Annotated in this window: 27 protein-coding genes; 14 read left to right on the forward strand and 13 right to left on the reverse strand. The window is 67.3% G+C overall.

Annotation, left to right across the window (positions count from 1 at the left end):
• Window positions 1-1,410: a proton-conducting transporter membrane subunit gene (locus AB0M51_RS11610; protein WP_344187885.1), complete on the forward strand. Its 1,410-nt coding sequence runs from the start codon at window positions 1-3 to the stop codon at window positions 1,408-1,410.
• A gap of 89 nt (window positions 1,411-1,499) precedes the next feature.
• Here the strand turns inward: AB0M51_RS11610 and AB0M51_RS11615 are convergent, their stop codons facing one another.
• From AB0M51_RS11615 to AB0M51_RS11635, 5 genes are all read right to left on the reverse strand, one after another.
• Complete coding sequence (locus tag AB0M51_RS11615; RefSeq protein WP_344187884.1) at window positions 1,500-1,994, reverse strand: hypothetical protein; 495 nt, start codon at window positions 1,992-1,994, stop codon at window positions 1,500-1,502.
• 64 nt (window positions 1,995-2,058) lie between these two features.
• On the reverse strand, window positions 2,059-2,502 hold the full coding sequence (locus tag AB0M51_RS11620) for an SRPBCC domain-containing protein (protein ID WP_363749160.1): 444 nt from the start codon (window positions 2,500-2,502) through the stop codon (window positions 2,059-2,061).
• A gap of 319 nt (window positions 2,503-2,821) precedes the next feature.
• Entirely contained in the window at window positions 2,822-3,520 is a 699-nt protein-coding gene (locus tag AB0M51_RS11625; protein ID WP_344187882.1) for a response regulator transcription factor, read from the reverse strand.
• Window positions 3,466-4,578 carry a histidine kinase gene (locus AB0M51_RS11630; RefSeq protein ID WP_344187881.1) on the reverse strand — a complete coding sequence of 371 codons (1,113 nt, stop codon included), beginning with the start codon at window positions 4,576-4,578 and terminating at the stop codon, window positions 3,466-3,468. The genes AB0M51_RS11625 and AB0M51_RS11630 overlap by 55 nt, the downstream gene beginning before the upstream one ends.
• Window positions 4,575-5,387 carry a hypothetical protein gene (locus AB0M51_RS11635; RefSeq protein WP_344187880.1) on the reverse strand — a complete coding sequence of 271 codons (813 nt, stop codon included), beginning with the start codon at window positions 5,385-5,387 and terminating at the stop codon, window positions 4,575-4,577. Before AB0M51_RS11635 ends, AB0M51_RS11630 begins: the two co-directional genes overlap by 4 nt.
• A 502-nt stretch (window positions 5,388-5,889) precedes the next feature.
• Here AB0M51_RS11635 and AB0M51_RS11640 point away from each other — a divergent pair.
• The gene (locus AB0M51_RS11640; RefSeq protein ID WP_344187879.1) at window positions 5,890-7,401 is read left to right on the forward strand and encodes a ricin-type beta-trefoil lectin domain protein; all 1,512 of its coding nucleotides are present in this window, start codon (window positions 5,890-5,892) and stop codon (window positions 7,399-7,401) included.
• A 411-nt stretch (window positions 7,402-7,812) separates the two neighbouring features.
• A complete protein-coding gene (locus AB0M51_RS11645; protein WP_363749164.1) occupies window positions 7,813-8,100 on the forward strand; it encodes a hypothetical protein in 288 nt (95 codons plus the stop codon).
• 213 nt (window positions 8,101-8,313) lie between these two features.
• Here the strand turns inward: AB0M51_RS11645 and AB0M51_RS11650 are convergent, their stop codons facing one another.
• Window positions 8,314-9,144, reverse strand: coding sequence for a helix-turn-helix transcriptional regulator (locus AB0M51_RS11650; RefSeq protein WP_344187878.1), 831 nt, complete (start codon window positions 9,142-9,144; stop codon window positions 8,314-8,316).
• Window positions 9,145-9,245: 101 nt separating this feature from the next.
• Between AB0M51_RS11650 and AB0M51_RS11655 the strand changes: the two genes are divergently transcribed.
• Window positions 9,246-10,007: an SDR family oxidoreductase gene (locus AB0M51_RS11655; protein ID WP_344187877.1), complete on the forward strand. Its 762-nt coding sequence runs from the start codon at window positions 9,246-9,248 to the stop codon at window positions 10,005-10,007.
• An 89-nt stretch (window positions 10,008-10,096) separates the two neighbouring features.
• On the opposite strand, the gene AB0M51_RS11660 is transcribed toward AB0M51_RS11655, so the two are convergent.
• Window positions 10,097-10,264 carry a hypothetical protein gene (locus AB0M51_RS11660; protein WP_344187876.1) on the reverse strand — a complete coding sequence of 56 codons (168 nt, stop codon included), beginning with the start codon at window positions 10,262-10,264 and terminating at the stop codon, window positions 10,097-10,099.
• Window positions 10,265-10,549: 285 nt separating this feature from the next.
• On the opposite strand from AB0M51_RS11660, the gene AB0M51_RS11665 reads away from it, so the two are divergent.
• Window positions 10,550-11,125, forward strand: a complete 576-nt coding sequence (locus tag AB0M51_RS11665; protein WP_344187875.1) for a hypothetical protein — start codon at window positions 10,550-10,552, stop codon at window positions 11,123-11,125.
• Between the two features lie 21 nt (window positions 11,126-11,146).
• On the opposite strand, the gene AB0M51_RS11670 is transcribed toward AB0M51_RS11665, so the two are convergent.
• From AB0M51_RS11670 to AB0M51_RS11685, 4 genes are all read right to left on the reverse strand, one after another.
• Window positions 11,147-11,479, reverse strand: a complete 333-nt coding sequence (locus tag AB0M51_RS11670) for a hypothetical protein (RefSeq protein WP_344187874.1) — start codon at window positions 11,477-11,479, stop codon at window positions 11,147-11,149.
• A gap of 237 nt (window positions 11,480-11,716) precedes the next feature.
• On the reverse strand, window positions 11,717-12,310 hold the full coding sequence (locus AB0M51_RS11675; RefSeq protein WP_344187873.1) for a GerMN domain-containing protein: 594 nt from the start codon (window positions 12,308-12,310) through the stop codon (window positions 11,717-11,719).
• A complete protein-coding gene (locus AB0M51_RS11680; protein WP_344187872.1) occupies window positions 12,307-13,674 on the reverse strand; it encodes a HAMP domain-containing sensor histidine kinase in 1,368 nt (455 codons plus the stop codon). Before AB0M51_RS11680 ends, AB0M51_RS11675 begins: the two co-directional genes overlap by 4 nt.
• Window positions 13,671-14,372 carry a response regulator transcription factor gene (locus tag AB0M51_RS11685; RefSeq protein WP_344187871.1) on the reverse strand — a complete coding sequence of 234 codons (702 nt, stop codon included), beginning with the start codon at window positions 14,370-14,372 and terminating at the stop codon, window positions 13,671-13,673. The genes AB0M51_RS11680 and AB0M51_RS11685 overlap by 4 nt, the downstream gene beginning before the upstream one ends.
• A 179-nt stretch (window positions 14,373-14,551) precedes the next feature.
• On the opposite strand from AB0M51_RS11685, the gene AB0M51_RS11690 reads away from it, so the two are divergent.
• Together AB0M51_RS11690 and AB0M51_RS11695 are read left to right on the forward strand one after the other, a co-directional pair.
• Window positions 14,552-14,863 carry an STAS domain-containing protein gene (locus AB0M51_RS11690; protein ID WP_344187870.1) on the forward strand — a complete coding sequence of 104 codons (312 nt, stop codon included), beginning with the start codon at window positions 14,552-14,554 and terminating at the stop codon, window positions 14,861-14,863.
• A 36-nt stretch (window positions 14,864-14,899) separates the two neighbouring features.
• Window positions 14,900-15,349 (forward strand): hypothetical protein, encoded by a 450-nt coding sequence (locus tag AB0M51_RS11695; RefSeq protein ID WP_344187869.1) that lies wholly within the window; start codon window positions 14,900-14,902, stop codon window positions 15,347-15,349.
• 94 nt (window positions 15,350-15,443) lie between these two features.
• On the opposite strand, the gene AB0M51_RS11700 is transcribed toward AB0M51_RS11695, so the two are convergent.
• Together AB0M51_RS11700 and AB0M51_RS11705 are read right to left on the reverse strand one after the other, a co-directional pair.
• On the reverse strand, window positions 15,444-16,574 hold the full coding sequence (locus tag AB0M51_RS11700) for a beta-propeller fold lactonase family protein (protein ID WP_344187868.1): 1,131 nt from the start codon (window positions 16,572-16,574) through the stop codon (window positions 15,444-15,446).
• A 14-nt stretch (window positions 16,575-16,588) separates the two neighbouring features.
• A complete protein-coding gene (locus tag AB0M51_RS11705) occupies window positions 16,589-16,999 on the reverse strand; it encodes a nitroreductase family protein (RefSeq protein ID WP_363749475.1) in 411 nt (136 codons plus the stop codon).
• Between the two features lie 136 nt (window positions 17,000-17,135).
• Here AB0M51_RS11705 and AB0M51_RS11710 point away from each other — a divergent pair, with 136 nt between their 5' ends.
• From AB0M51_RS11710 to msrA, 7 genes are all read left to right on the forward strand, one after another.
• Window positions 17,136-17,633 carry a DNA starvation/stationary phase protection protein gene (locus tag AB0M51_RS11710; protein WP_344187867.1) on the forward strand — a complete coding sequence of 166 codons (498 nt, stop codon included), beginning with the start codon at window positions 17,136-17,138 and terminating at the stop codon, window positions 17,631-17,633.
• Window positions 17,633-18,229: a sulfite oxidase-like oxidoreductase gene (locus AB0M51_RS11715; protein ID WP_344187866.1), complete on the forward strand. Its 597-nt coding sequence runs from the start codon at window positions 17,633-17,635 to the stop codon at window positions 18,227-18,229. The genes AB0M51_RS11710 and AB0M51_RS11715 overlap by 1 nt, the downstream gene beginning before the upstream one ends.
• Window positions 18,230-18,255: 26 nt before the next feature.
• Window positions 18,256-18,948 carry a ferredoxin reductase gene (locus tag AB0M51_RS11720; protein WP_344187865.1) on the forward strand — a complete coding sequence of 231 codons (693 nt, stop codon included), beginning with the start codon at window positions 18,256-18,258 and terminating at the stop codon, window positions 18,946-18,948.
• Window positions 18,949-19,122: 174 nt separating this feature from the next.
• On the forward strand, window positions 19,123-19,503 hold the full coding sequence (locus AB0M51_RS11725; RefSeq protein ID WP_344187864.1) for a nuclear transport factor 2 family protein: 381 nt from the start codon (window positions 19,123-19,125) through the stop codon (window positions 19,501-19,503).
• 85 nt (window positions 19,504-19,588) lie between these two features.
• Window positions 19,589-19,822: a hypothetical protein gene (locus AB0M51_RS11730; protein ID WP_344187863.1), complete on the forward strand. Its 234-nt coding sequence runs from the start codon at window positions 19,589-19,591 to the stop codon at window positions 19,820-19,822.
• A 103-nt stretch (window positions 19,823-19,925) separates the two neighbouring features.
• Window positions 19,926-20,396 carry a peptide-methionine (R)-S-oxide reductase MsrB gene (gene msrB, locus AB0M51_RS11735; protein WP_344187862.1) on the forward strand — a complete coding sequence of 157 codons (471 nt, stop codon included), beginning with the start codon at window positions 19,926-19,928 and terminating at the stop codon, window positions 20,394-20,396.
• Between the two features lie 83 nt (window positions 20,397-20,479).
• A complete protein-coding gene (gene msrA, locus AB0M51_RS11740; RefSeq protein ID WP_363749476.1) occupies window positions 20,480-20,941 on the forward strand; it encodes a peptide-methionine (S)-S-oxide reductase MsrA in 462 nt (153 codons plus the stop codon).
• The last annotated feature ends 45 nt before the right edge of the window (window positions 20,942-20,986 follow it).

A 20,986-nucleotide genomic window follows, 5' to 3' on the forward strand; every position in this document is an offset into this window, starting at 1 on the left:
ATGACATCGGGGATGGAGCCGCTGCGAATGCTGCCTGAGATCCTCATGTTCCTCGGCGGGCTGGTTTCCCTGATCAGTGGTTCCTTCCTGCCACGGCGCGGGCAGTGGATCACCAGGGTGGTCGCCGTACTCGCGCTGATTGCCGCGGTCGCCGTCTCGATCGCACAGTTGGCCGGGCCTGATCGTTCGGCGTTCGACGGGACCGTCGACGTCGACACCGCGACCGGGCTGGTTCGGATCGCGGCGGCGGTCGGAGCTCTGCTGGTGATCGCGGCGGCGACGGAGGAGATGGCGGGTTCGCCGCGAGAGAGCGAGTTCTACGCGCTGTTGCTGTTTGCTACCACCGGCACTGTTGTGCTCGGAGGCGCTGCCGACCTGCTGGTGATCGCGGTCGCGTTCCTGCTGGCCAGCATCCCGCTCTATGCACTCATCGGGATGGTCCGCGGTCCTGGTGGGGTCGAGGCCGCCCTCAAGACCTATCTGCTCGGTTCACTGTTCGGCATCCTGCTTCTGCTCGGCATCACCATCCTCTCCGGGCTGGGCTCGAGCAGCAGGTACGCCGACCTGCCGAGCAGCCTCGCGGACGCACCGGCCGCGGGCGTGGCGGTCGGGTTCATCGGCGTTTTGGCCGGTCTGATGTTCAAGGCCGGTGGTGTCCCGGCACACTTCTGGGTGCCGGACGCGGCCCAGGGCGCGGGAGGCGCCGCTGCCACTTTCCTCACGACTGTGCCGAAGATCGGCGCCCTGATCGCGGCGTACCGACTCATCGGCGCGATGCCCCACGGGACTGACTGGGGTCTGCTCGTGGCGGCGCTCGCCACCGTGAGCATGACGCTGGGGAACCTCGCCGCGTACTGGCAGAACGACCCGCGCCGCCTGCTCGGATGGTCGACGGTCAGCCAAGCCGGATTCCTTCTGGTGCCGGTCGCGGCCGCGGGCCGGAGCGACCTGGCACTCCCGTCACTCTTGCTGTACTTGGGAGGCTATACGGTCACGAACATTGCCGCCTTCGCCGTGACGATGGCCTTCCCGGATCGCCGCGACCTGACGTCGTACCGCGGACTTGGCCGGACACACCCAGTACCGGCCGGAGCTCTCCTGGTGGCGCTGCTGGGGCTTGTGGGGACGCCGCCCACGGTCGTGTTTGTCGGCAAACTCACCACCGCCACCGCAGCCTGGGACGGCGGACTGCGATGGCTCGCACTCGTTGTCCTCGGCAACTCTCTGATCAGCTTGTTCTACTACCTGCGCTGGATCATCCAGGTCTTCCAGTTCGGCCGGCCGTCGGAGGAGCCAGCTCCAGTGACCGCTCAGGCCCTCACCTGGCCGCTCCGAACCGCCGCCGCTGCCGCCGCCCTCAGCCTCATACTGGGTCTCGGGGCCGGCGTCGTGCTGTCCGCACTGTCCTGAGCCAGGCGTACGCCGTGGACGTGCTGGGGCCGGCGTACCGGACGGCGTCGGCGTGTAGCTGGGCGCCGTGCCCGCAGACGCGGTGCGTGCTATGGCGCGCGGGTGGTGGCTTTGACCAGGTCCGCCTTGTCGACGTTGAGGTGTACGTTGTCGTCCTCGACTCTGTCGATCTGGTCGGCGGACACGTACTTTTCGCGCTCGAGGGCGCCCTTTCCGTCGACTTTCAGGAAGCCCTTCCGCAGCAAACGGGCGGCCAGCGGTTCCGGTATGTCCGGCTCGGCGCCACCGATCGCGCGACGCAGTACGCCGATGATCCCTCCAGCCGTCCCTTCGCCGGTCTGACCGGCAGTCGTCACCGCCTCCGGATCGCCCATCTTGACCAATTCGACACTGCCCAACTCCGCGCCGCTGCGATCGAGAACACGCATGTTCTCGCGGACCCCGTCGAGCGGCTCACCCTCAGTACCGACAATTGGCTCGTCCATCGGATACCACTTCCTTCGTGTCCTCTGCCCGGTTGCCCTCACGCCGGCCGGACAAACCACGTGGAAGGTACACAGCGTCGTTGCCCGCAGCCCGGCCATCGAATGATTGCGGCGAAACGCCTTGGGTGCGATGCGTCGGTGCAGCCGGTGACTGGTGAGGTGGCTAGGAGTGGTGGCGGGCGACGTGGTCGGCGAAGCGATTGAGGATGTAGGGCCAGACGTCCTTGAAGTTCTCGCGGTACTGGTCGGCCGCCGTACCGTGTCGTTCCCAGCAGCGGTGTGTGATGCTGACTCTGTTGTCACTAAAGGTGACGGCGACCTCGGTTGCGTCCTCGGCGCGTGGTACCGGAACACGATCGGGCCCGATCTGCCAGCTGAACACCAGTCGGCGACCGGGTTCGGACGTGAGCATGCGGCCCCAGTCCCACCGCAGGCCGTGAGGTCCGATCTCGTACAAGACGTCGTCGCGCAGACCGATTTGGACGAGGAAATCGGCGCTCGACCACGAAAACTCCGGCGGCCACCACTGCCCCATCTGCTCGGTGAACGCCCGATAAGACTCCAGGGAGCCGGCCCTGACGGCGACCTCGGCGGTGAGCTCGTCCATGTTTCCTGACTCCTTTCATCAAAGGGGTTCGGAGGTCCTCGTACGTTGTCGGCGGCGTCGGGCTCGCTGCTGGCCGCCGCAGCGGTCGCCCAGTACCCGATTCACCGACCCACATGCCGGTGGCCGCTGCTCGTGCCTCGCCGTCGTCGCTGTGGTGCGCACCGTCTACCTCACCTGTCGCAGCAAGGTGGACGGGGCGGCTGGTCCCGGTGTGTTCGCACCGAGCACGGTGCAACAATCATGCCGCTCGCTCGTCCGGAATAGGCCCGATGCGATCGTGGCACCTATGTCAGCCGGCTTGTTGTGACCACACGCGCGACTAGCGGGCCAGGCCGTGGCGGTGTGCCCAGACGGCTATTTGGACTCGGTCGCGGAGGCTGAGTTTGGTCAGGACGCGGCCGACGTGGGTTTTCACGGTGGCTTCGGACAGGAAGACGCGCTCGCCGATCTCCGCGTTGCTGAGGCCGGTCGCGACCAGGCGGACGACCTCGAGCTCGCGGTCGCTGAGTAGCTCCGCGCCAGCCTGTCGCAGGGCAGGGTCAGGGGCGAAGGCCAGCAACTGCTCGACCACTCGGTGTGTGACCGACGGTGACAGTACTGAGTCTCCGCGATGGACGGCCCGGACGGCGCTCGCGATTTCGCCGACCGGCGCGTCCTTCACCACGAACCCGGATGCACCGGCGCGGAGCGCGGCGTACACGTACTCGTCGGCGTCGAACGTCGTCAGTACGAGGATCTTGGCCGGTCGCTCCGATCCGACGATCCTCCGGGTCGCCTCGATCCCGTCCAGGAGCGGCATCCGGAGGTCCATCAGTACGACGTCGGCCCGGGTACTCGCCGCACCGCGCACTGCCTGCTCGCCGTCGGCTGCCTCGCCCACCACTGTCATGTCAGGCTGTGCGTTCACCGTCGCGACAGCGCCGGCCCGGACCAGATCCTGATCGTCGGCGACGAAGACCTTGATCACGCCGGCTCCGCGACCAGGTACGGCACTTGGGCGATGACGATGAAGCCGCATTCGTCGCGGACCACCAGACGACCGCCGACGGCCGCGAGTCGCTCACGCATGCCGACCAGGCCGAGTCCGGGTACGCCGGGGGCACGGTCCTCCGGCGCGTTGTTGCTGAGCGTCATCGTCACTCGGTCAGTCTCCCAGTGCTCGTGGAAGCGGACTTCGGCGCCAGGGGCGTGTTTCGCGGCGTTCGTCAGACCTTCCTGGACAAAGCGGTACAGCGCTAGCTCGGAAGACGGGCTGAGCGTGCGCGGTGTGCCGGTGACAGTATGTGCTACCTGCTGACCGAGGCTGGACATCTGCGCCAGCAGTTGCGGCAGCGTCCCCTGGGGTTGAAGCGTTGTGTCGCGGAGCGACCGCAGCGTCGACCGCAACTCGCTCAGCGAGGCGCGCGCGGTCGACTCGATAACGTCGAGGGCAGCGTCCGATTTGGAGGTGTCGAAGCGGACCACTCGGGACTGACCGACAATGACGGTCAGCGAGTGGGCCAGGATGTCGTGCAGATCGCGCGAGATCCTGGCCCGTTCCGCCGCCACCGCGCGGCTTTCGCGGTCCCGGCGTTCGTACTCGGCACTCTCGACGGCCAGTGCTGCGGCATCCAATTGGGAACGGCGGAGCAGCCCCATGGTCCAGGCGACACTCACCACGGCACCGAGCAGCAGGAACAGCATCCACGGGGCAGGCCCGAAACCGGAGCCCGCCACGTCGGGATCGATTGCATAGCGCACGGCGGCTGCGCCGGCGCCCGCGAGCCCGACGGCGAGAGCGGCCACCCGACTCCCGTACGCCGCCGCGGCGTAGATCACGAGCAGTACGACGAGGGTGGACGGGAACAGGAAGAACAGTCCCGTGAACACGGCCTGACCGGCAACGGCGGTAGCGACCAGCACCAGCGCGAGTGTCGGGCGTGTACTGCGCCAGGCGACGGCTGCGTGGGCAGCCGCGGCGAGCGCGGTCACGGCGCAAGCTATTGCTAACGGCAACGATTGGAACGCCATCACCGCCGTGAAGGGCAGCAGTACGACAGCGGCGACGATCGCGATGACAGCCGAGCTGAACTTCACACTGCGACCTCATTTCGCCTGTGCGCCGTGAATGACAGCGTAGACGCCAGCATGACAACACCGAGTGCCAACCAGCAGCCGTACACCCCGAACACGATCACCGACGCGGACTCGCTGCCGAAGTCGACAGCCTCGCTCGCCAGCCCGGTGAGCTGCGACAGCATGCCGAAGACCATCAGACCGCCCATGCTCAGGAGTGCGAACGAGGACAGCCAGCCTCCGATCGTGAGAACGAACCTGGGCAGTCGACCTCCGGCCGGCGTAGTGAGCAGGACGACCCAGATCGCCGCCGCGCCGAACGAGACCAGTTCCATGATGGGGAATCCGACGCTCGCGTGACCCTGCATCCACCAGAAGAACTTCAGCAGCGGGTAGGGCACCGACAACACCACCCCTCCCCAGGCGAGCATCCGCCGTCCGCCGGCGCGCACCGGCGGCCGGGCCGACTGCGAGGTGAATAGTACCGTCGCGAAGGCGGCGACGAGGTAGATCGCCCGGCTGACCGCGCCAGGCCAGTCGACGGTCGAGAACTCACCCGCCGGGATACCGGTCACGGCGAAGAAGGCGCGAAACACGTCGAGTATCACCCCTCCGGAAGCTCCGAAGAACACGGCCGTCGCCGCCCATCCGAAGCCTGAACGCCCGCACCGCACCGTGACAGACGCGGCCGCAAGAGCCGCCGCGACCAGACCCAGCCACGGCGGCGGAAAGATCCGCGCATAGTCCGCGCCAGGCCCGACGATCAGACTGAGCACCGACGCAACCCCTGCCGCCAACAGGGCAACCACTGTCAGATATCTGCTGTTCATGGACCCACCCTGGCGGCCGCGAGCCCGCCACCGCATCGTCTTCAGGTCGCGCTCACGAGCGACGTAAGGCGCGCGAGGGCCATGCCGCCCATCTCGGTCTACTTGACGCAGGGGATGGTGCTGCCGGAGAGATCGCTGAGCGGGTAGGGGCGGGCCTGAGCGACCGCCCGCGATGGCGTCGACGGAATGCTGACTGTGAAGGATGGGCAAATCCAGCAGTTGATCGTCGCGCGGCGCCTGCTCGGCAAGACCTCAGCCGAGCTCAGACAGCTCCACGGGCTATTGCATCGTTGTAATGGATCGGCGAGGATGCTGCGCAACGCTGCATGACCCGGGTTGCAGAGCAGTGGTCGTCCGCCCCCCGCCCAGAGAGGATCTGCAAACCATGCTGAACCAGTTACGAGGATTCGCGAGGACGGTGGCGCGGATATTGCCGGCGGTCGTCCTCGTCGCCACGGCTTGCGTCGCCGGTGGCTCGCCTACTGCGTCCGGTGTTCCGGCCGTGTCCTCGGTTGCGCCGGCCGCCGTCGGGGACGGCGCGGGCGGTACCTTGCTTCGCGACGGAGCGGGGCTGTATCCCCGGGCGATCCGGTTGCAGCACAGCGGTGCGGCGAATGGCCGGATCCTGGCCGAGGTCGTCACGTTCGTCGGGAACGGCGACGGGCTCGGCGCGATCTACGAGAGCAGCGACGAGGGTGCCAGTTTCCGTCAGGTCGGCGCGGTCGCCGACCCGGAGTCCGCGGACGGTCAGGGACTGTGCTGCGCCACGTTGTACGAGCTGCCGCGGGCGGTAGGCGACCTGCCGGCCGGGACGCTGCTGTGGTCTGCCTCGGTCGGGGCTTCGGACCGGCCGATGTCCTTGCGGATCTGGCGCAGCAACGACCTGGGCAGGACGTGGTCGTACCTGTCCGACTGTGCGGACGCGACGAACACGCGCGGCTTGTGGGAGCCGGAGTTCTCCGTCGCGGCCGACGGTCAGCTCGTCTGTCACTACTCCGATGAGACCGACCCGGCCCAGAACCAGAAGTTGATGGAGGTCCGCTCGGCCGACGGAGTGCACTGGACCGATCGGAGGGCGACGGTGACCAGCGACGATTCGCGGCACCGCCCGGGGATGCCGATCGTCCGGAGGCTGCCGAACGGCAGCTATTTCATGACGTACGAGATCTGCGCTCTCGGCGGCCAGTACGACTGTGCGGTGTTCTCCCGGACGTCGCGGGACGGATGGAACTGGGGCGACCCGAAGGATCGGGGTGTCCAGCCGCGCACCGCTGACGGGAAGTACTTCACCCATACGCCGACGATTGCCTGGAGCGCCAACGAGGGCAGGCGTGACGGCAAGCTGCTGCTGATCGGGCAGATCCTCCAGAACGCGGACGGCTCCGTTGCCGACGGCAACGGCAGGACGATCCTCGTGAACAGCGACAACGGCACTGGCCCCTGGTACGAGATCGCCGCGCCGGTCGAGGTGCCGAACCCGTACAACAACTTCTGCCCCAACTACAGCTCGCCCCTCTTGCCGTCCGAGGACGGCCGGAAGGTCCTGGAGATCGCCAGCGCCTGGGCCTCCGACGGGGAGTGCAAGGCGTACTTCGACACCGGCTCGAGCGTCGGCACCGGCGACGACGCCGGGGTCCGTGACGGGGCCACCTCGTCACTGACCAGTGCAGCCACCGCACTCTGTCTTGGCATCGCGGTCGGCACCGACCATGCCGGCCAGGGGAGTTGCGACGCGACAGCGGTGCAGCGCTGGCAGGTCAGCAAGCTGGGTGAGGGTTCGTACGCCGTCCGCGCCGCCGGCGATGCGTGTCTGAAGATCGACGGCCGCGTGGAGCCCTGCGACAAGGGCGCCGGCGAGACCTGGAACCTCGTCAATGCGGGCGTCGGCTACTACCAACTGAAGGCCGACGGTCGCTGTCTCACCGCCGACGGATCGACCGCCCGCCCCGGCCCGATCACCGTCCAGGCATGCGACAACAACCAGCACCAGGTCTGGAAGGCGTCCCTGAGCTGAACCCGATGTTCGGGAGGTTTGACCCACCGACCCTCGTCGGTGGGTCAAACCGCAGCGTTGGGTACGCCGGTGGCGCTCGTAATTGTGTGGACGGCCGACTGGGCAGGTGTCAGGGTGGCGTGAGTACTGTGCGGCCGGGTCCCTGTGCCGAGCGAAAGGATTCTCCGATGAATAACTCCAGGCGAGGTTCCGTTTCCATCGCTCGGTGTGCGTTCGAGGGACGCACCGGATTCGCAGGAGTTGGTACCAACGTTGACCCCATTTGGGCGGGTCGTCGGAGGCGTGGTCGGTAGTGCGCTTCTGACAACGGCTTGTGCATCGTCTTCCGACAACCAACCGCACACCTACACGAGCGGCGACCAGAACCGCTATGCCGCCAGTCCTGATCCGTTTCCAGGACGAGCTGTGGGTGTGCCTGACACCATCGTTCACATTCCGCCTGACGAAACCGTTCTGACGATCAGGTCCGGTGCCGGTGACAGCCGGACTCCGATTGCCGTCCCCGCGGATCCGGACATCATGCTGTATTCACGGTGCAGCGGAGGCCGAGTCGGGCTCGAGGGACAGTTCGGCGACGACATGCAGGTTCCGTGTGGCCTGGTGCAGATTCGCCGCCAGCTTGTTGGTGGAGACCTGATCAGCGTGGCCGGAGCTCCGTCGGCTCGCTGGACCGTTGTGGTCACGCGCCGCACTGGCTGAGCGTGTGCCACTCGAACGTCCCCGGGTGGACCCGGAGTTCCGGTTGGTGGACGCCGGCCGCGGTCGCCCCTCAACGGCCGCCGGCCGGGCGTCCACTCGGCCCGAGTTCGCGCCAGGTCTGTCGGGCCTGGTGCGACGCTAGAGCAGGAAACGGCAGGGCTCCAGCCGGAGGATGGTCTCTCCACGGAACGTCAACAAGTCTCAATATCTGCGTCAACAGCCCGCCGTGTGGGCCAGTTGGGTGAACGCTGATTCTGTTGGCGAACCAGGAGCGGCGCAGTAGGTGATGAGGCGCTGGCCGGTCTCGGCGATGTGCAGGACCTGGCACTCGAACTCCAGCGGCCCGGCCTGCGCGTGGCTGACACGCTTGAGCATCGGCCCGCGGACCTCCACGTCGTACTCGTCCCACATCTGCGCGAACCGAGGGGAGAGCGCGAGCATCTCGCTGACCAGGCTGTCGATCTCGGGATCCCCGGGGTAGCGGGCGTAGTTGGCCCGCAGGTCGGCGACCATGGACCTGGTGAAGCGCAGGAAGTGCTCGTCGTCCCACACGAGGTCGGCCGGTGACCGCCGGAACGTCCATCGGATCATGTTCCGGTCCGCGTGCCCGGTCAGGTTGCCGATGAAGTGGATGGCGAGGGCGTTCCAGGCCAGGACGTTGTACGCGGCGTCGACCACGTATGCCGGTGTGACCGGCATGCTGTCCAGGAGGTGCCGGATACCGGGAGTGGTCTCGCGGCTGGGCCTGACCGGCTGCGCCACGGCCTCGCCCGCCATCCGGAACAGGTAATCTCGCTCGTCCCCGCTGAGCATCAACGCCCGGGCAAGCCCGGACAGCACCTGCCGCGATGGCCGCGGCCCACGGCCCTGCTCCAGCCGGATGTAGTAGTCGATGGACATCCCGGCGAGCTGGGCCACCTCCTGGCGGCGCAGCCCCGGCGTCCGCCGCCGCCCCACTTCGGGCAGCCCGGCGTCTCGCGGCGATACCCGGGCGCGCCTGGCCCGCAGGAACGCCGCCAGCTCGTCCCGGTTCACGGTTGTCATATGTCTACCTTGCCGCATACCGCAGCCAACAGGGTGGTATCGCCAGTCCCAGGCTCCGCCGGTCTCTCCCCGCAGCGGGGCGGTCGCCGTAGCGTGAAGCAATGGCATCGAAGATCGCCCTCATTACCGGGGCCAACAAGGGAATCGGATACGAGACCGCACGCCAGCTCGGCTCACGGGACACGACCGTGCTGGTCGGCGCGCGTGACGCCGGGCGCGGCCGCGAGGCGGAGCAGACACTGCGTGACGACGGCGCGGACGCCCACTTTCTCCATCTCGACGTCACCGACGCCAAGTCCATCCAGCAGGCGGCCGAATGGATCGAGTCGGAGTATGGCCACCTCGACATCCTCGTCAACAACGCGGCCACCGCGAGCGTCGCCCGCCGACGCTCCCTGCCGAGCGAGACGTCGCTGGAGGACATGCGTGCGGTGTATGAGATCAACGTCTTCGGCGTGGTCGCGGTGACCAACGCGATGCTGCCGCTGCTGCGCCACGCACCGGCTGCGCGGATCGTCAACGTCTCCAGCGAGGTCGGCTCGATCACCGCGCAGAGTGATCCCGCGCACCCGCTCCGCCAGACGTCGGTGACCATGCAGTACCCGTCGTCCAAGGCCGCGCTCAACATGATCACCGCGATGTACGCCAGGGAGTTGCAGGACACGTCGATCAAGGTCAACGCGGCCAACCCCGGGTTCACCGCCACGGACTTCAACGATCACCGCGGCTTCCGCTCGGCGGCCGAAGGCGCGGAGCCAAGCGTGTACCTCGCGACCCTGCCGGACGACGGCCCGAACGGCATCCACTGGGGCTACATCTGGAACGCCGACCGTACTGGCGGCTACGGCATCATCCCCTGGTAGTCAGCCTCGTGATGACAATCCCTTGGCGGAGACCAGAAATTGGCCCAGTGCGGGCACGAAATCCAAGCGATCTCAAGCATTGCCCTTGGTCAGTCCATGACGTGCTGGACCGCGTGCACGTGTGTGGCGCCCAGGTAGGTGGACAGCTTGTGTCTCCACTCGGGCATCGCGAACTGGGGGTAGCGTCCGGGGTCGACAACGAAGACGGCGTCCTGGCTGCCCGTGGAGTGCATCAACGATCGGGCGCCGGCGAGCATGTCTCCGTGAGTGATCGAGACGGTGACATCGCCACCGCAGACTGATCTCAGGTGCCCGGCGCTTCGGGCCATGAGCTTTCCGAGGTCGGAAACAGCCGAGGTGTCGTCTCCGGTTGCTTGCACATGCATGCGACGGGCCAACGCCGCAGAGCCGAAAGTGTCGCCGGCCCGCCGCAATCAATACTTGGCTCGGTGGCGACCGCTCGGTGTCATCGGATCGTAAAGAGGGTGATCGGGCGATCTCAAAGCGCGGTGGAGAAGGTTGGGGGAGTCCCGAACGGAAGGATGTTGATGGCGGAGCGTGTCCACAGTCTGTCGACGTGCAGGATTCCGCTCTCCGCGCTCACGTACTACTACCGGCGGAACTTGACCGGAGACGCTGCGCCGAGTCGTGAACCGCAGATCGTCGGGCGTCGGCGTACCGTCTGTGTCGCGTTCGACGGCGTGCGAGCGGAAACGGTCGTGACGGTGGCTGAGTTCGCTGCGTACGTGGCCTATCTGGAGCCGTTGACGGGCATCGGCCTGCTCGTGGCGCCTCGACCTGAGACGGATGTGGTTGCTCCGGATGATTGGTTTCTCGAGGTCGCCTGGTCGGGTGGCTGGGAGACGTACAGGCCTGCCGGTGGTCTCTCGTTGCACAGTGCGGACCGTGCTCATGTCCTCGATGAGCTGGACCGGGCCGGCTGGAAGTTGCTTGAGAACAGCGAGGGCCTGATCGAGCCGGCCGGACGCACGGCCGACGGCCGCCAGGCGATGTGCCTGAGCGCCGGGCCCGGCGCCGGTCGTCCGCTGGTGCTGGAAGACCTGCAGCACGCGATCACGGCTCTGCACGTAAGTGCCGACCTGCGACACGAGCGGTGAGTGCATCATTGAGAGTTGTGCTCAGCTGTCGTGCAGCAGAAACCTCGGCGGTTCGCCGTACAGGATCGCGTCGGAGGCGAGCCAGGAAGCCGTTGCCGCGGGATGGCGGCGTTCGATCTCGGCCAGCAGGTACCGGCGAGCCTCGGCGGCCGTGCCGGTGTGGTCGGCCTCTTCGGTGCGCAACGCCTTGAGCAGCTCCACCGCGGTCGCGCACCAGACCTTGTAGAGCTCGGCGTCCGTCCAGTCCGACAGTACGCCGTACTTCGACGAGTCGGGCTGGGTCCGGGGGCGTCCTTGGGTGAGCGATCGCGCCGCCGCGGCGAGTATCGAGCGGATCGTACGGCGAGATCCCATCTTCAGCTCCACTGCTCCCGCCTGTGCCTGAAACCGCTCCCACGATCCTCTCGCCACCTGTCTAGCTCGACAGACCGGGATACGTCCCGCCGGCGGTGCCGAACGTCATCCGATCTCAAAGTCTCCGCAGTGTCGTCGCCAAGTCCGGCCAGGCAGCGAGACGGTTGGGGTTGGCGAGACCAACTGTTGCAGAATGCAATTCATGCCCGCTGACCTGACCGCCGAGGCCTTGGTTGGTCACCGCGCGCGCAGCGATGCGTAGTCTGCTGCCGTCAACGCGTCGGTCGTCAGCGCGCCGTCGGCGAGCAGAGCCTCGACCGGCACTCCGTCTCTGGAGAACGTGACCTCGTCGACGGACGGCAGTGCGGTCGCGGAGAGGACGATCTGACCGACCGCCAGCACGTTCTCGGTCGCCGAGCGTCCCTCGGTGTCCCCGGAGAGTTGGAGGACGACCCTGGTGCCCTGCAGCTCCACGATCGAGAGCGTGAGGCCGGGCGGCAAGGCAGTGGTGATGCCGTTGGCTTGTTCGGTCTTGGTCGGACCGGCGATCAGGTCCTTGATCACCGTCGAGAGACGATCGGCGGGTGTTCCGGCAGGCTCTTCTCGCCGGATGCTGACCAGTTGGTTGTTGCGGACGAAGTTGACTTGCAGCGGGAGCTTGTGCGTCGTCGCGGACGGCTGCGGAGACGGGGTCTGTCCGCCGTCGCGGAGCTCAGAGGGCACAGATCCGGGCTCGACGGGCTCCGGCGTGGACTGGACGGGAACGCCGCAGGCCGCAAGCGTCACGATCGCAGTGAGCAAGCCGGCGATCGCTTTCGACACGGTTCTCATGAGGTTGCCTCCGGCAGCGGCTGGGCCTCGGGGAGTCGTACGACGAACCGGGCCCCGCCGCCGGGTGCCGCGGAACACCACACGGCACCGCCGTGGGCGGCCGCGGTTTCCGCGACGAGTGCCAGACCGAGGCCGGTGCCCGACGAGGAACGGCGTTGGGTGGCGCCGGTGGCGAAACGCTCGAACACGCGCTCGCGCTCTTCGGGCCGGATTCCGGCACCGGAGTCGTCGACCAGGATCAGTACGTCGCCGTCGGCGCGGTTGACCTGCACGCTCGTGAGGCCGCCGCCGTGAGTTTCCGCGTTCTCGAAGAGATTGCGGAACAGGCGGCTGAGCCGCGGTTTGTCCGCGGCAACGAGGACTTGCTCGGCCCCGTCGAGGACCGCCGGCTGGCAGCCGACCTCGCCGAGTACCTGTCGCAGCAGTTCGTCGAGATCGATGAGGGCCGTCGGTCGTCGGTCGAGGCCGGCATCGGCGCGGGCGAGCTCGAGGAGGTCGTCGAGCAGCCGCCGGAAGCGTTGCAGGTCAGCAGTTACCAGGTCGAGGACACGTTGCGAGCGTTCGGGCAGTTCGTCGCGCCGCGCGTTCAGGAGGTCGACGCTACCGACCAGGGTGGTCAAGGGGGAGCGGAGCTCGTGGCTGACGTCCGCGGCGAGCCGGGCGTCGCGGTTGATCCGCTGTTGGAGTGTGGCGACCATGCTGTTGAACGATCCGACGATCGTCGCGAGCTCGGGATCGTCGGTCGTCGCGAGCCGGCTGTCGAGCTCACCGCCGGCGATCGAGGCGGCCGTGGCCGCGACCCGGTTGAGCGGAGTGACGACGGACCGGCTGGCCCACGCGCCCAGTACCCCGCCGGCGGTTGTCGCCAGCAGCGCACCGCCGATCAGGATGCTGCTCAGCAACCGCAACGTCCCGTCCAGCTCCGTCAACGGTGCGATCTCGTAGAAGTCGGCGCCGACGGCCGGCACCGGTACGCCGATCACCATCGCCGGACCGTCACTGTTCCGGAACCGCTGTACGGCCGCCTGCCCGTCGCCGACCTGCTGCCGCACACCTGCCGGCACGACGTCCCGCCCCTGATCCAGCGCCGAGGCGTACCACTGCCCGCGCCACTGCAGGATGATCGTGTGCCCGGCCGGCGTACCCGACGCGGTCAGGATGTCCGACACGTCCGCGCCCGCACTCTCCAGCCGGCGCTGGACGAAGATCGCGTCCGCGAACGCCTGGTGCCGTACGACGCGCTCCCGCTGCGCGAGCAGGTACCCGCGTGCCAGCAGGTACGTACTGGTCGCGAACACCGCCGACACCAGTAACGCCATCAACCCGAAGGCGAGCGTCAACCGGCGCCGCAACCCGAGCCTCATCGGGGATCCAGCCGATAACCCATCCCGCGGACCGTGACGACGATCTGCGGCTTGCCCGGGTCGCGCTCGATCTTCGTGCGCAGCCTCCGGATGTGGACGTCGACGATCCGCTCGTCACCGTAGTACCCGTGCTCCCAGACCGACTCCAGCAGCGACGGCCGGCTCAGCACCCGCCCGGTCGGCTGCGCGAGCTCGGCCAGCAGCCGGTACTCCGTGACGGTCAGTGGGACGTCCTTCCCGTCGAGTACGGCGGCACCGCGCGCGGTGGACAGCACCAGGTGGTGCTCCGGGTCCCGGTCGAGGACGATGTCCGGCTCGACCGGGTCCGTACTCGTCCGCAGCCGGCGGCGCAACGCCCGCAGCCGTGCGGTGATCTCCTTGACCTGGAACGGTTTCGTGACGTAGTCGTCCGCGCCCGCCTCCAGGCCGGCGACGATGTCGTGCGTGTCGGAACGCGCGCTCACGATGATGATCGGGATGTCGCTGATCCGCCGTACCTCCCGGATGCAGGTGTATCCGTCGACCTCGCCGAGCATCAGGTCGACCATCATGAGGTCGGGCGGCTCGGCGCGGGCCAGCTCGAGCGCGGTGGGCGTGTCGGCGGCCTCGGCGACCCGGTACCCCTCGTCCTCCAGGGCCAGCCGTAGCACGGTACGGATACGGTCGTCGTCCTCGACGACCAGAACGTGCATCGACATCGTCACATCCTCGCAACTCGGCGCGGCTTTTCCGGGCCCCCGGCAGTCATGTCATCCGATCGTAAAGAAGGGCCGCGGTACGACGTCATCCGATCGTCAACTGCGCGCAGCCCTGATCTCAAAGTCGGACCTCCACAGTGGTACTACGACGCCCGGAAAGATGTCCGGAAGGATCCGCGATGACCGACACCGTCCACAGCCCGCTGCCGCCGCGGGCGATCGTGACGCTCCCCGGAGCTGACGTCAGCGACGGGCCGGCCGCGCTTCGCTGGCGCCTGCGTGATCTGGTGATGGACGGGGTCTGCCTGGTGATCGTGGATCTGTCCGATGCCGACCAGATCTCGTCGACGGTACTGGCCGCTCTGCTCGACACGCACCGCGTGTGCCGGCGGCGGGGCGGCGGAGTGGTGATCCGGCACGCGAGCAAGAAGATGGGCGACGTCCTACGTCGTACCGGCCTCGACCGGGTGTTCGACGTCGAAGCCGCCTGATCGAGAAGCTCCGTTCGACCAAGAACAGCTGAGGACATGAACCCCCGCGACAACGAACACGCCGTACCGAGGTATGTCGACGTCACGATCGTCGAGTTCGCGGCGCACACCGCCTACCTCGACCCGCTCACCGGGATCGGATATCTGCTGACGCCGCGCCCCGGGACCGATGTCGAGGCGTTGAGGGACCCACTGGTCGACGCGGCCTGGTCGGACAGACTGCACGATCCGGAGCGACCGGTACACCTGTCGCTGCACAGCGCCGATCGCGAACATGCGCTCGCCCACCTAGGGGAGCAGGGCTGGGCGCTGCTGTACGACGAGGACGGCGGCGTCGAGATCGCCGGCAGAACGTCCGACAGACGCCAGGCCCTGTGCATCTACGGTCAGCCGACGGTTGAGAATCCGACACTCGAAGCACTCGACTGCGCGATCATCGCCCTCGACATCGCCGCCGACCTCGACTTCGACGCGCCCGCGGACTGAGCCCACGCGTCGCTTCTGGCGCACCGGCAGGCACGGCCGTCGTTCTCCGGTCGCTCGGGGCCGGCGGTGGGCCGCATGTCGGGGGAGCGGGTCCTCAGGTGGTCGCGATGCCTTCGGTGCCGGCTGCGTGGGGGACGACGGTGGTGCTGAGCTTGCTGAGGGAGCCGTCGGGCTGGATCCGGAAGGCGTCGACAGCTCCGGTCTTTCCGGTCTGGACGTAGAGGTAGCGGTTGTCCGGGGTGACGGCGGCGTCGACGGTGCCCTCGCCTGTCGCGGTGTTGCCGAGGGCGGTAGGTGAGCCGTCGCGCTCCGCGTGGTAGCCGGACAACGAGTTGCTGCCCGCGTTGGACAGGTAGTAGTTGCTGCCAGCAACGGCAATCCAGCAGGTCGCCGTCTGGCCGGTCGCGGTCCGGTTCAGGAGGCGAAGGCCATGTTCACGATCGACGGCGTACGTCGCGACCCCATTCGTGCCGGCCTCCGCCACGGCCAGGTGGCCGAAGCGGTCGAAGACCGCGGCGAACGGAACGTTGCCGGCGTCGTCGACGACGGTGGGCCACTTCGTGAGCCGGGCGAGGCCGTAGCGACCGAACACGAGCAGGCTGCTGCCTGCCGCCTTGGTCGTCACGATCACGGAGGAACCGTCCGGAGTCACGACAATCTGGCCGGGGGTGTGCGTGAACTCCTGCGCGCCCGTAGTGACCGGAAGGCCGAGAGCGCGATGTTCGTTGTGCAGTGGAACCAGGCGGCCGAGAACGCTGAGATACCCCTGTACGGCGCCGCCTGCGCGCGCGTTCAGGATGTACACCTCAGCGCCGTGGATGGCGATGCTGACGGGGAACGTACCCCCGGAGCTGATGACCTGGCGACGGACGAGCCGGTCGCCGACGACCCCGAACACCGTCACGGTGTTGCTGCCCGCGTTGACGACGTACAGCGTGCGATGTGCCTCGTCGTAGGTGAGCGACCCTTGCGAGGCGAGCCGGTCGACGACTGCGCCTTCGAGGCTTCCGCCGAGGCCGCCCGTCGGGTACGTGCCGGCCTGGTGCAGGGATCCGTCGGCGGAGCGCTGGTAGGCCACGACCTGGTTGCCGCCTGCGGGATCGTCGTTCTGGACGAAGACCATGCCTTGGGACACCGAAGCAGGTGACGCGGTGGCAGGGGTCGTGACGAGTCCGATCGACAAAGCAAGGCCCGAGACGGCCGCGATCGCGAGAGCGTTTTTCATGGTTTCTCCTGTGCTCAGACGAAGGTGAAGAGTTCGTCGCTGTCGAATCGGGAGATCGGGTTGCTGTAGTGCTTCTCGGGGTCCGGGTAGCCGAGTGCCAGCAACACTGTGGTGGAGTGTCCGGTTTCGCGGATCTTGAAGGCCTTGTCGACGCTGGCCGGGTCGAATCCCTCGAGCGGCATGGCCTCGACACCGAGCTCGGCGGCGGCCATCATCGTCAGGCCCAAGGCCATGTAGGTCTGCTTCTCCATCCAGTGGTTGACGTCCTTGAAGCCGTAGTTGCGCAGGCTCAGGAAGTCGCGGGTCATCGACTCCCACAGCTCCTGTTTCGCCGGTGCGTTGTCCTGGAACCGCTCGCCGAGGTTGTCCGCCAGTTGCTGCTTACCTTCCGGTGTGGCGATGACGTAGAAGTGGGTCGGCTGGATGTGACGTGCCTTCTTGTTGCGTCAGCGGGTGTGGTGCCCATCGTTGGTGTCCGGAGCGGGTTGGTTCTTACCGCTGCGATTGCCCGGCTGGTGAGGAAAGGTCCGGTGGCCGCCGTGACACCAGAGAGGTATGACTATGGAATCTGTTGCCAACTCGGTGCACTTGCCGCCGTTGGAGAACCCGAATGAGCGCGCGGCAGTCGGCGCGGAGCTCCAGGTCGTGCTCCAAGACCTGATCGACCTGTCGCTGCTCGGCAAGCAGCTGCACTGGAGCGTCGTCGGAGCGGCTGCCCACGGCGTACACGTGTTCCTCGACGAGTTGGTGGGGGAGTGGCGCGAACTCGCGGATGTCGTTGCCGAGCGTGCGGTGACCTTGGGCGTCGTACCCGATGGACAGAGCTCGGCGGTGGCCGCCGGATCGCGGGTCGAACCCGTCCGGGTGGGGTCGCTGCCTGATCATGCAGTGGTGTGGGAGCTGGGTCGGCGGGTTGCGGCCGTGGCGGAGCGGATCCGTGAGCGGCTGGGTTCGGTCGGCGCCGCGGATCTGGTGACACAGGACGTACTGGTCAGGGTTGTCGCGACGCTGGAGAAGCATCAGTGGTTGCTGCGTGTTCAGCTCGGTGAGAAGGCCTGATGGCGGTCAGCCGGGGATTCGTCGGCCGGCGTCCGGCGGAGTCGTCGCGGGTTCCGCCCGGGCAGTACGTGACCCGGGACTTCCCGGTGCTGTCGGCCGGACCGACGCCGTACACGCCACTGGACAAGTGGGACTTCATGATCCGTGGACTCGTCAATCGACCGGTCTCGTGGTCGTGGCAGGCCTTCCGGGCGTTGCCGCACGAGAAGGTGACCGTCGACATCCACTGTGTGACGAAGTGGACGAAGCTGGACACGACCTGGTCGGGTGTCTCGCTCGATACCCTGCTCGATGCCGCGCCGACCCAGGCATCGCATGCGCTGGCGTTCTGCGACGGCGGCTACACGACGAACGTCCCGCTGGCGGATCTGCGCGGCGGGAAGGCCTGGATCGTCGACGAGTACGACGGACAGCCGCTCGACCCTGAACACGGCGGCCCGGCACGACTTCTCGTACCGCATCTGTACTTCTGGAAGAGCGCGAAGTGGATCCGCGGTCTGGAGTTGCGTGCTGCGGACCAGCCCGGCTTCTGGGAGATGTTCGGCTATCACAACTATGGAGACCCGTGGAAAGAGCAGCGCTACCAGGGCGACTGACCTGGCAGACCGGAACGGTGGTCTCGATGACCGTCGAGACACCGCGGGTGAAGACCATCACGCTGGAACTGCAGGACTGGCCCGGGCACCGCGCGGGCCAGCATGTCGACGTACGCCTGACGGCACCCGACGGGTACCAGACGGAGCGGAGCTATTCGATCGCGTCGGCGCCTGAGGACGCGTACGTGTCGCTGACCGTCGAGAGACTCGACGACGGCGAGGTGTCGCCGTACCTGGTGGACGAGTTGCGGCCAGGCGACGAACTCGAGTTGCGGGGTCCGGTCGGCGGGTACTTCGCCTGGGACGAGCAGTCCGGTGGACCGTTGTTCCTGGTCGCCGGCGGATCAGGACTGGCCCCGTTCCGGTCGATGCTGCGGCATCACCGAGCGAGCGGCAGCAGCGTGCCTGTCCGTCTCCTGTGCTCGGCACGCTCGCTCGAGCTGTTGATCTACCGTGAAGAACTCCGCAAGCTGGCCGCGGACGACCTCGTCGAGGTCTCGATCACGCTGACCCGCGACGCTCCGGACGACTGGCAGGGCTATCGCGGGCGTATCGATCCGATGCTCTTGTCGACGACCGCGTGGCCGGTCACGGAAGACCCGCTCACCTATATCTGCGGGCCGACCGCGTTCGTCGAGACGGCAGCGGCGGGCCTGGTGGCTCTGGGACACGACCCCGGACGGATCCGGACAGAACGCTTCGGCGGGACAGGAAGGTGACGTACGCGCGTCCGGGCCCGGCACGGTCGCCCGGTGCAGGGACTGCGACACGATCCTGCTGATGCTCAGCGAGCGGCACGGCATGTACTGCATCGATGCGCCAGGAATCGCAGTGCCGATGCCGCCGCCGGCATAGCTCCTTGCTGTTTCAACCCCTCCAATGGAAGGCACCAGATGACGATCCAGACCCCGCCCGACCCGACCGCGGACGAGCTGGCCATGCAGCTGCCGCACGCGATCATGAGGTTCCTGCGTGAAGCGGATCCGCAGCACAAGGCGAACGCTCACGACCTGCTCGCGGCTTTCGCGCCCGATGCCACCGTGATCGACAACGAGAAGACCTACACCGGTCACGACGAGATCCACCACTGGCGCGAAGCGGAGTCCGGCAAGTACACCTACACGGTCACGGCGACCCACGTGGAGAAGTTCGACGACGGCCACTACGTCGTCACCAACCACCTCGAGGGCGACTTCCCAGGCGGTGTCGTCGATCTCATCTACCGCTTCAAGCTCGCCGACGGCCTCATCACCCGGCTCGAGATCGCTCCCTGATGCTGCGCGTAAGATTCCGAGTCAGGCGACCACTAACAGTTATCAGAACGGGCTGCTGATCACAGACAGATAGAGGTGAACGGTCATGACCGGGTCGCGAGAGAGGCTCGAGCGCTTCCTGGCCACCGACCCGGGCGACGTCGGGTGCGATGCGGCCATGGCCGTCATGCACCTGTACGCCGAGTTGCTGGCCGCCGGCGTCGACGCCACCGAGCGATATCCAGGGGTGGCTGCACACCTGGCGGCCTGTGGACCGTGTGCGGAGGATGTGGAGGGGCTACTGGCCCTGGTGCAGGAAGACGAACTCCCTCCGAAGTGAGACCGCGGTCACAGCTGGTTCCGCGGAACGCGGGACCAAATCAACCACCTGTGATGTTGTGCATGGTGACGGCGCAGCCAGCGGCGTCAGAGAGGGAGGAATCGTGTCTCACGACTACCGGAAGACTTCGGAGGCGCTCAGTCGCCTCACCGACAAGCAGTTCCGGGTCACTCAGGAGGGCGGCACCGAGCCCGCGTTCCGGAACGAGTACTGGGGCAACCACGAGGCCGGGATCTACGTGGACGTCGTCTCCGGACAGCCCCTGTTCTCGTCGGTCGACAAGTACGACAGCGGCACGGGTTGGCCGAGCTTCACCCGGCCGATCGCGGCGGACGCCGTCCGGACGGAGACCGACAGGACGTACGGGATGATCCGCACGGAGGCACTGTCCACCGGAGCCGGCAGCCACCTGGGTCACGTGTTCGACGACGGCCCGGTCAACGCAGGCGGTCAGCGATACTGCATGAACTCCGCCGCACTGCGGTTCGTCCCGGTGGCCGAGCTCGAGGCACAGGGCTACGGCGAGTACCGGTCACTGTTCGAGGCCACCAGCACGGAGGAGCACGCATCGTGACCAGTGGAATTCACGACACGGGAGAGATCACCCGTAAGCCCGGCACCGAGACGGCGGTTCTGGCCGGAGGGTGCTTCTGGGGTATGGAGGACCTGATCCGCAAGCAGCCGGGCGTCCTCGACACGCGCGTGGGCTACACCGGCGGGCGGAACGACCACGCGACGTACCGCAACCACCCCGGGCACGCGGAGGCGGTCGAGATCGTCTTCGACCCGGCGCGTACGACGTACCGCGACATCTTGGCGTTCTTCTTCCAGATCCACGACCCGTCGACGCTGAATCGGCAGGGTAACGACGTCGGTACCAGCTACCGGTCGGCGATCTTCCCGCTCACGCCTGAGCAGGAGAAGACCGCCCGCGAGACGATCGCGGACGTCGATGCGTCCGGGCTGTGGCCGGGCAAGGCTGTGACGACGATCGAGCCTGCGGGTCCGTTCTGGGAGGCCGAGCCGGAGCACCAGGACTACCTGCAGACCTACCCGGCGGGCTACACCTGTCACTTCGCCAGGCCGAACTGGGTTCTCCCACGTCGCGGCACCGCGTAAGTACCTGACACCTGAGGGCGTGTCCATCGCTGAGGCGGTGGGCAC

It is taken from the genome of Kribbella sp. NPDC051137 (assembly GCF_040682535.1).
Classification (GTDB): Bacteria; Actinomycetota; Actinomycetes; order Propionibacteriales; family Kribbellaceae; genus Kribbella; species Kribbella karoonensis.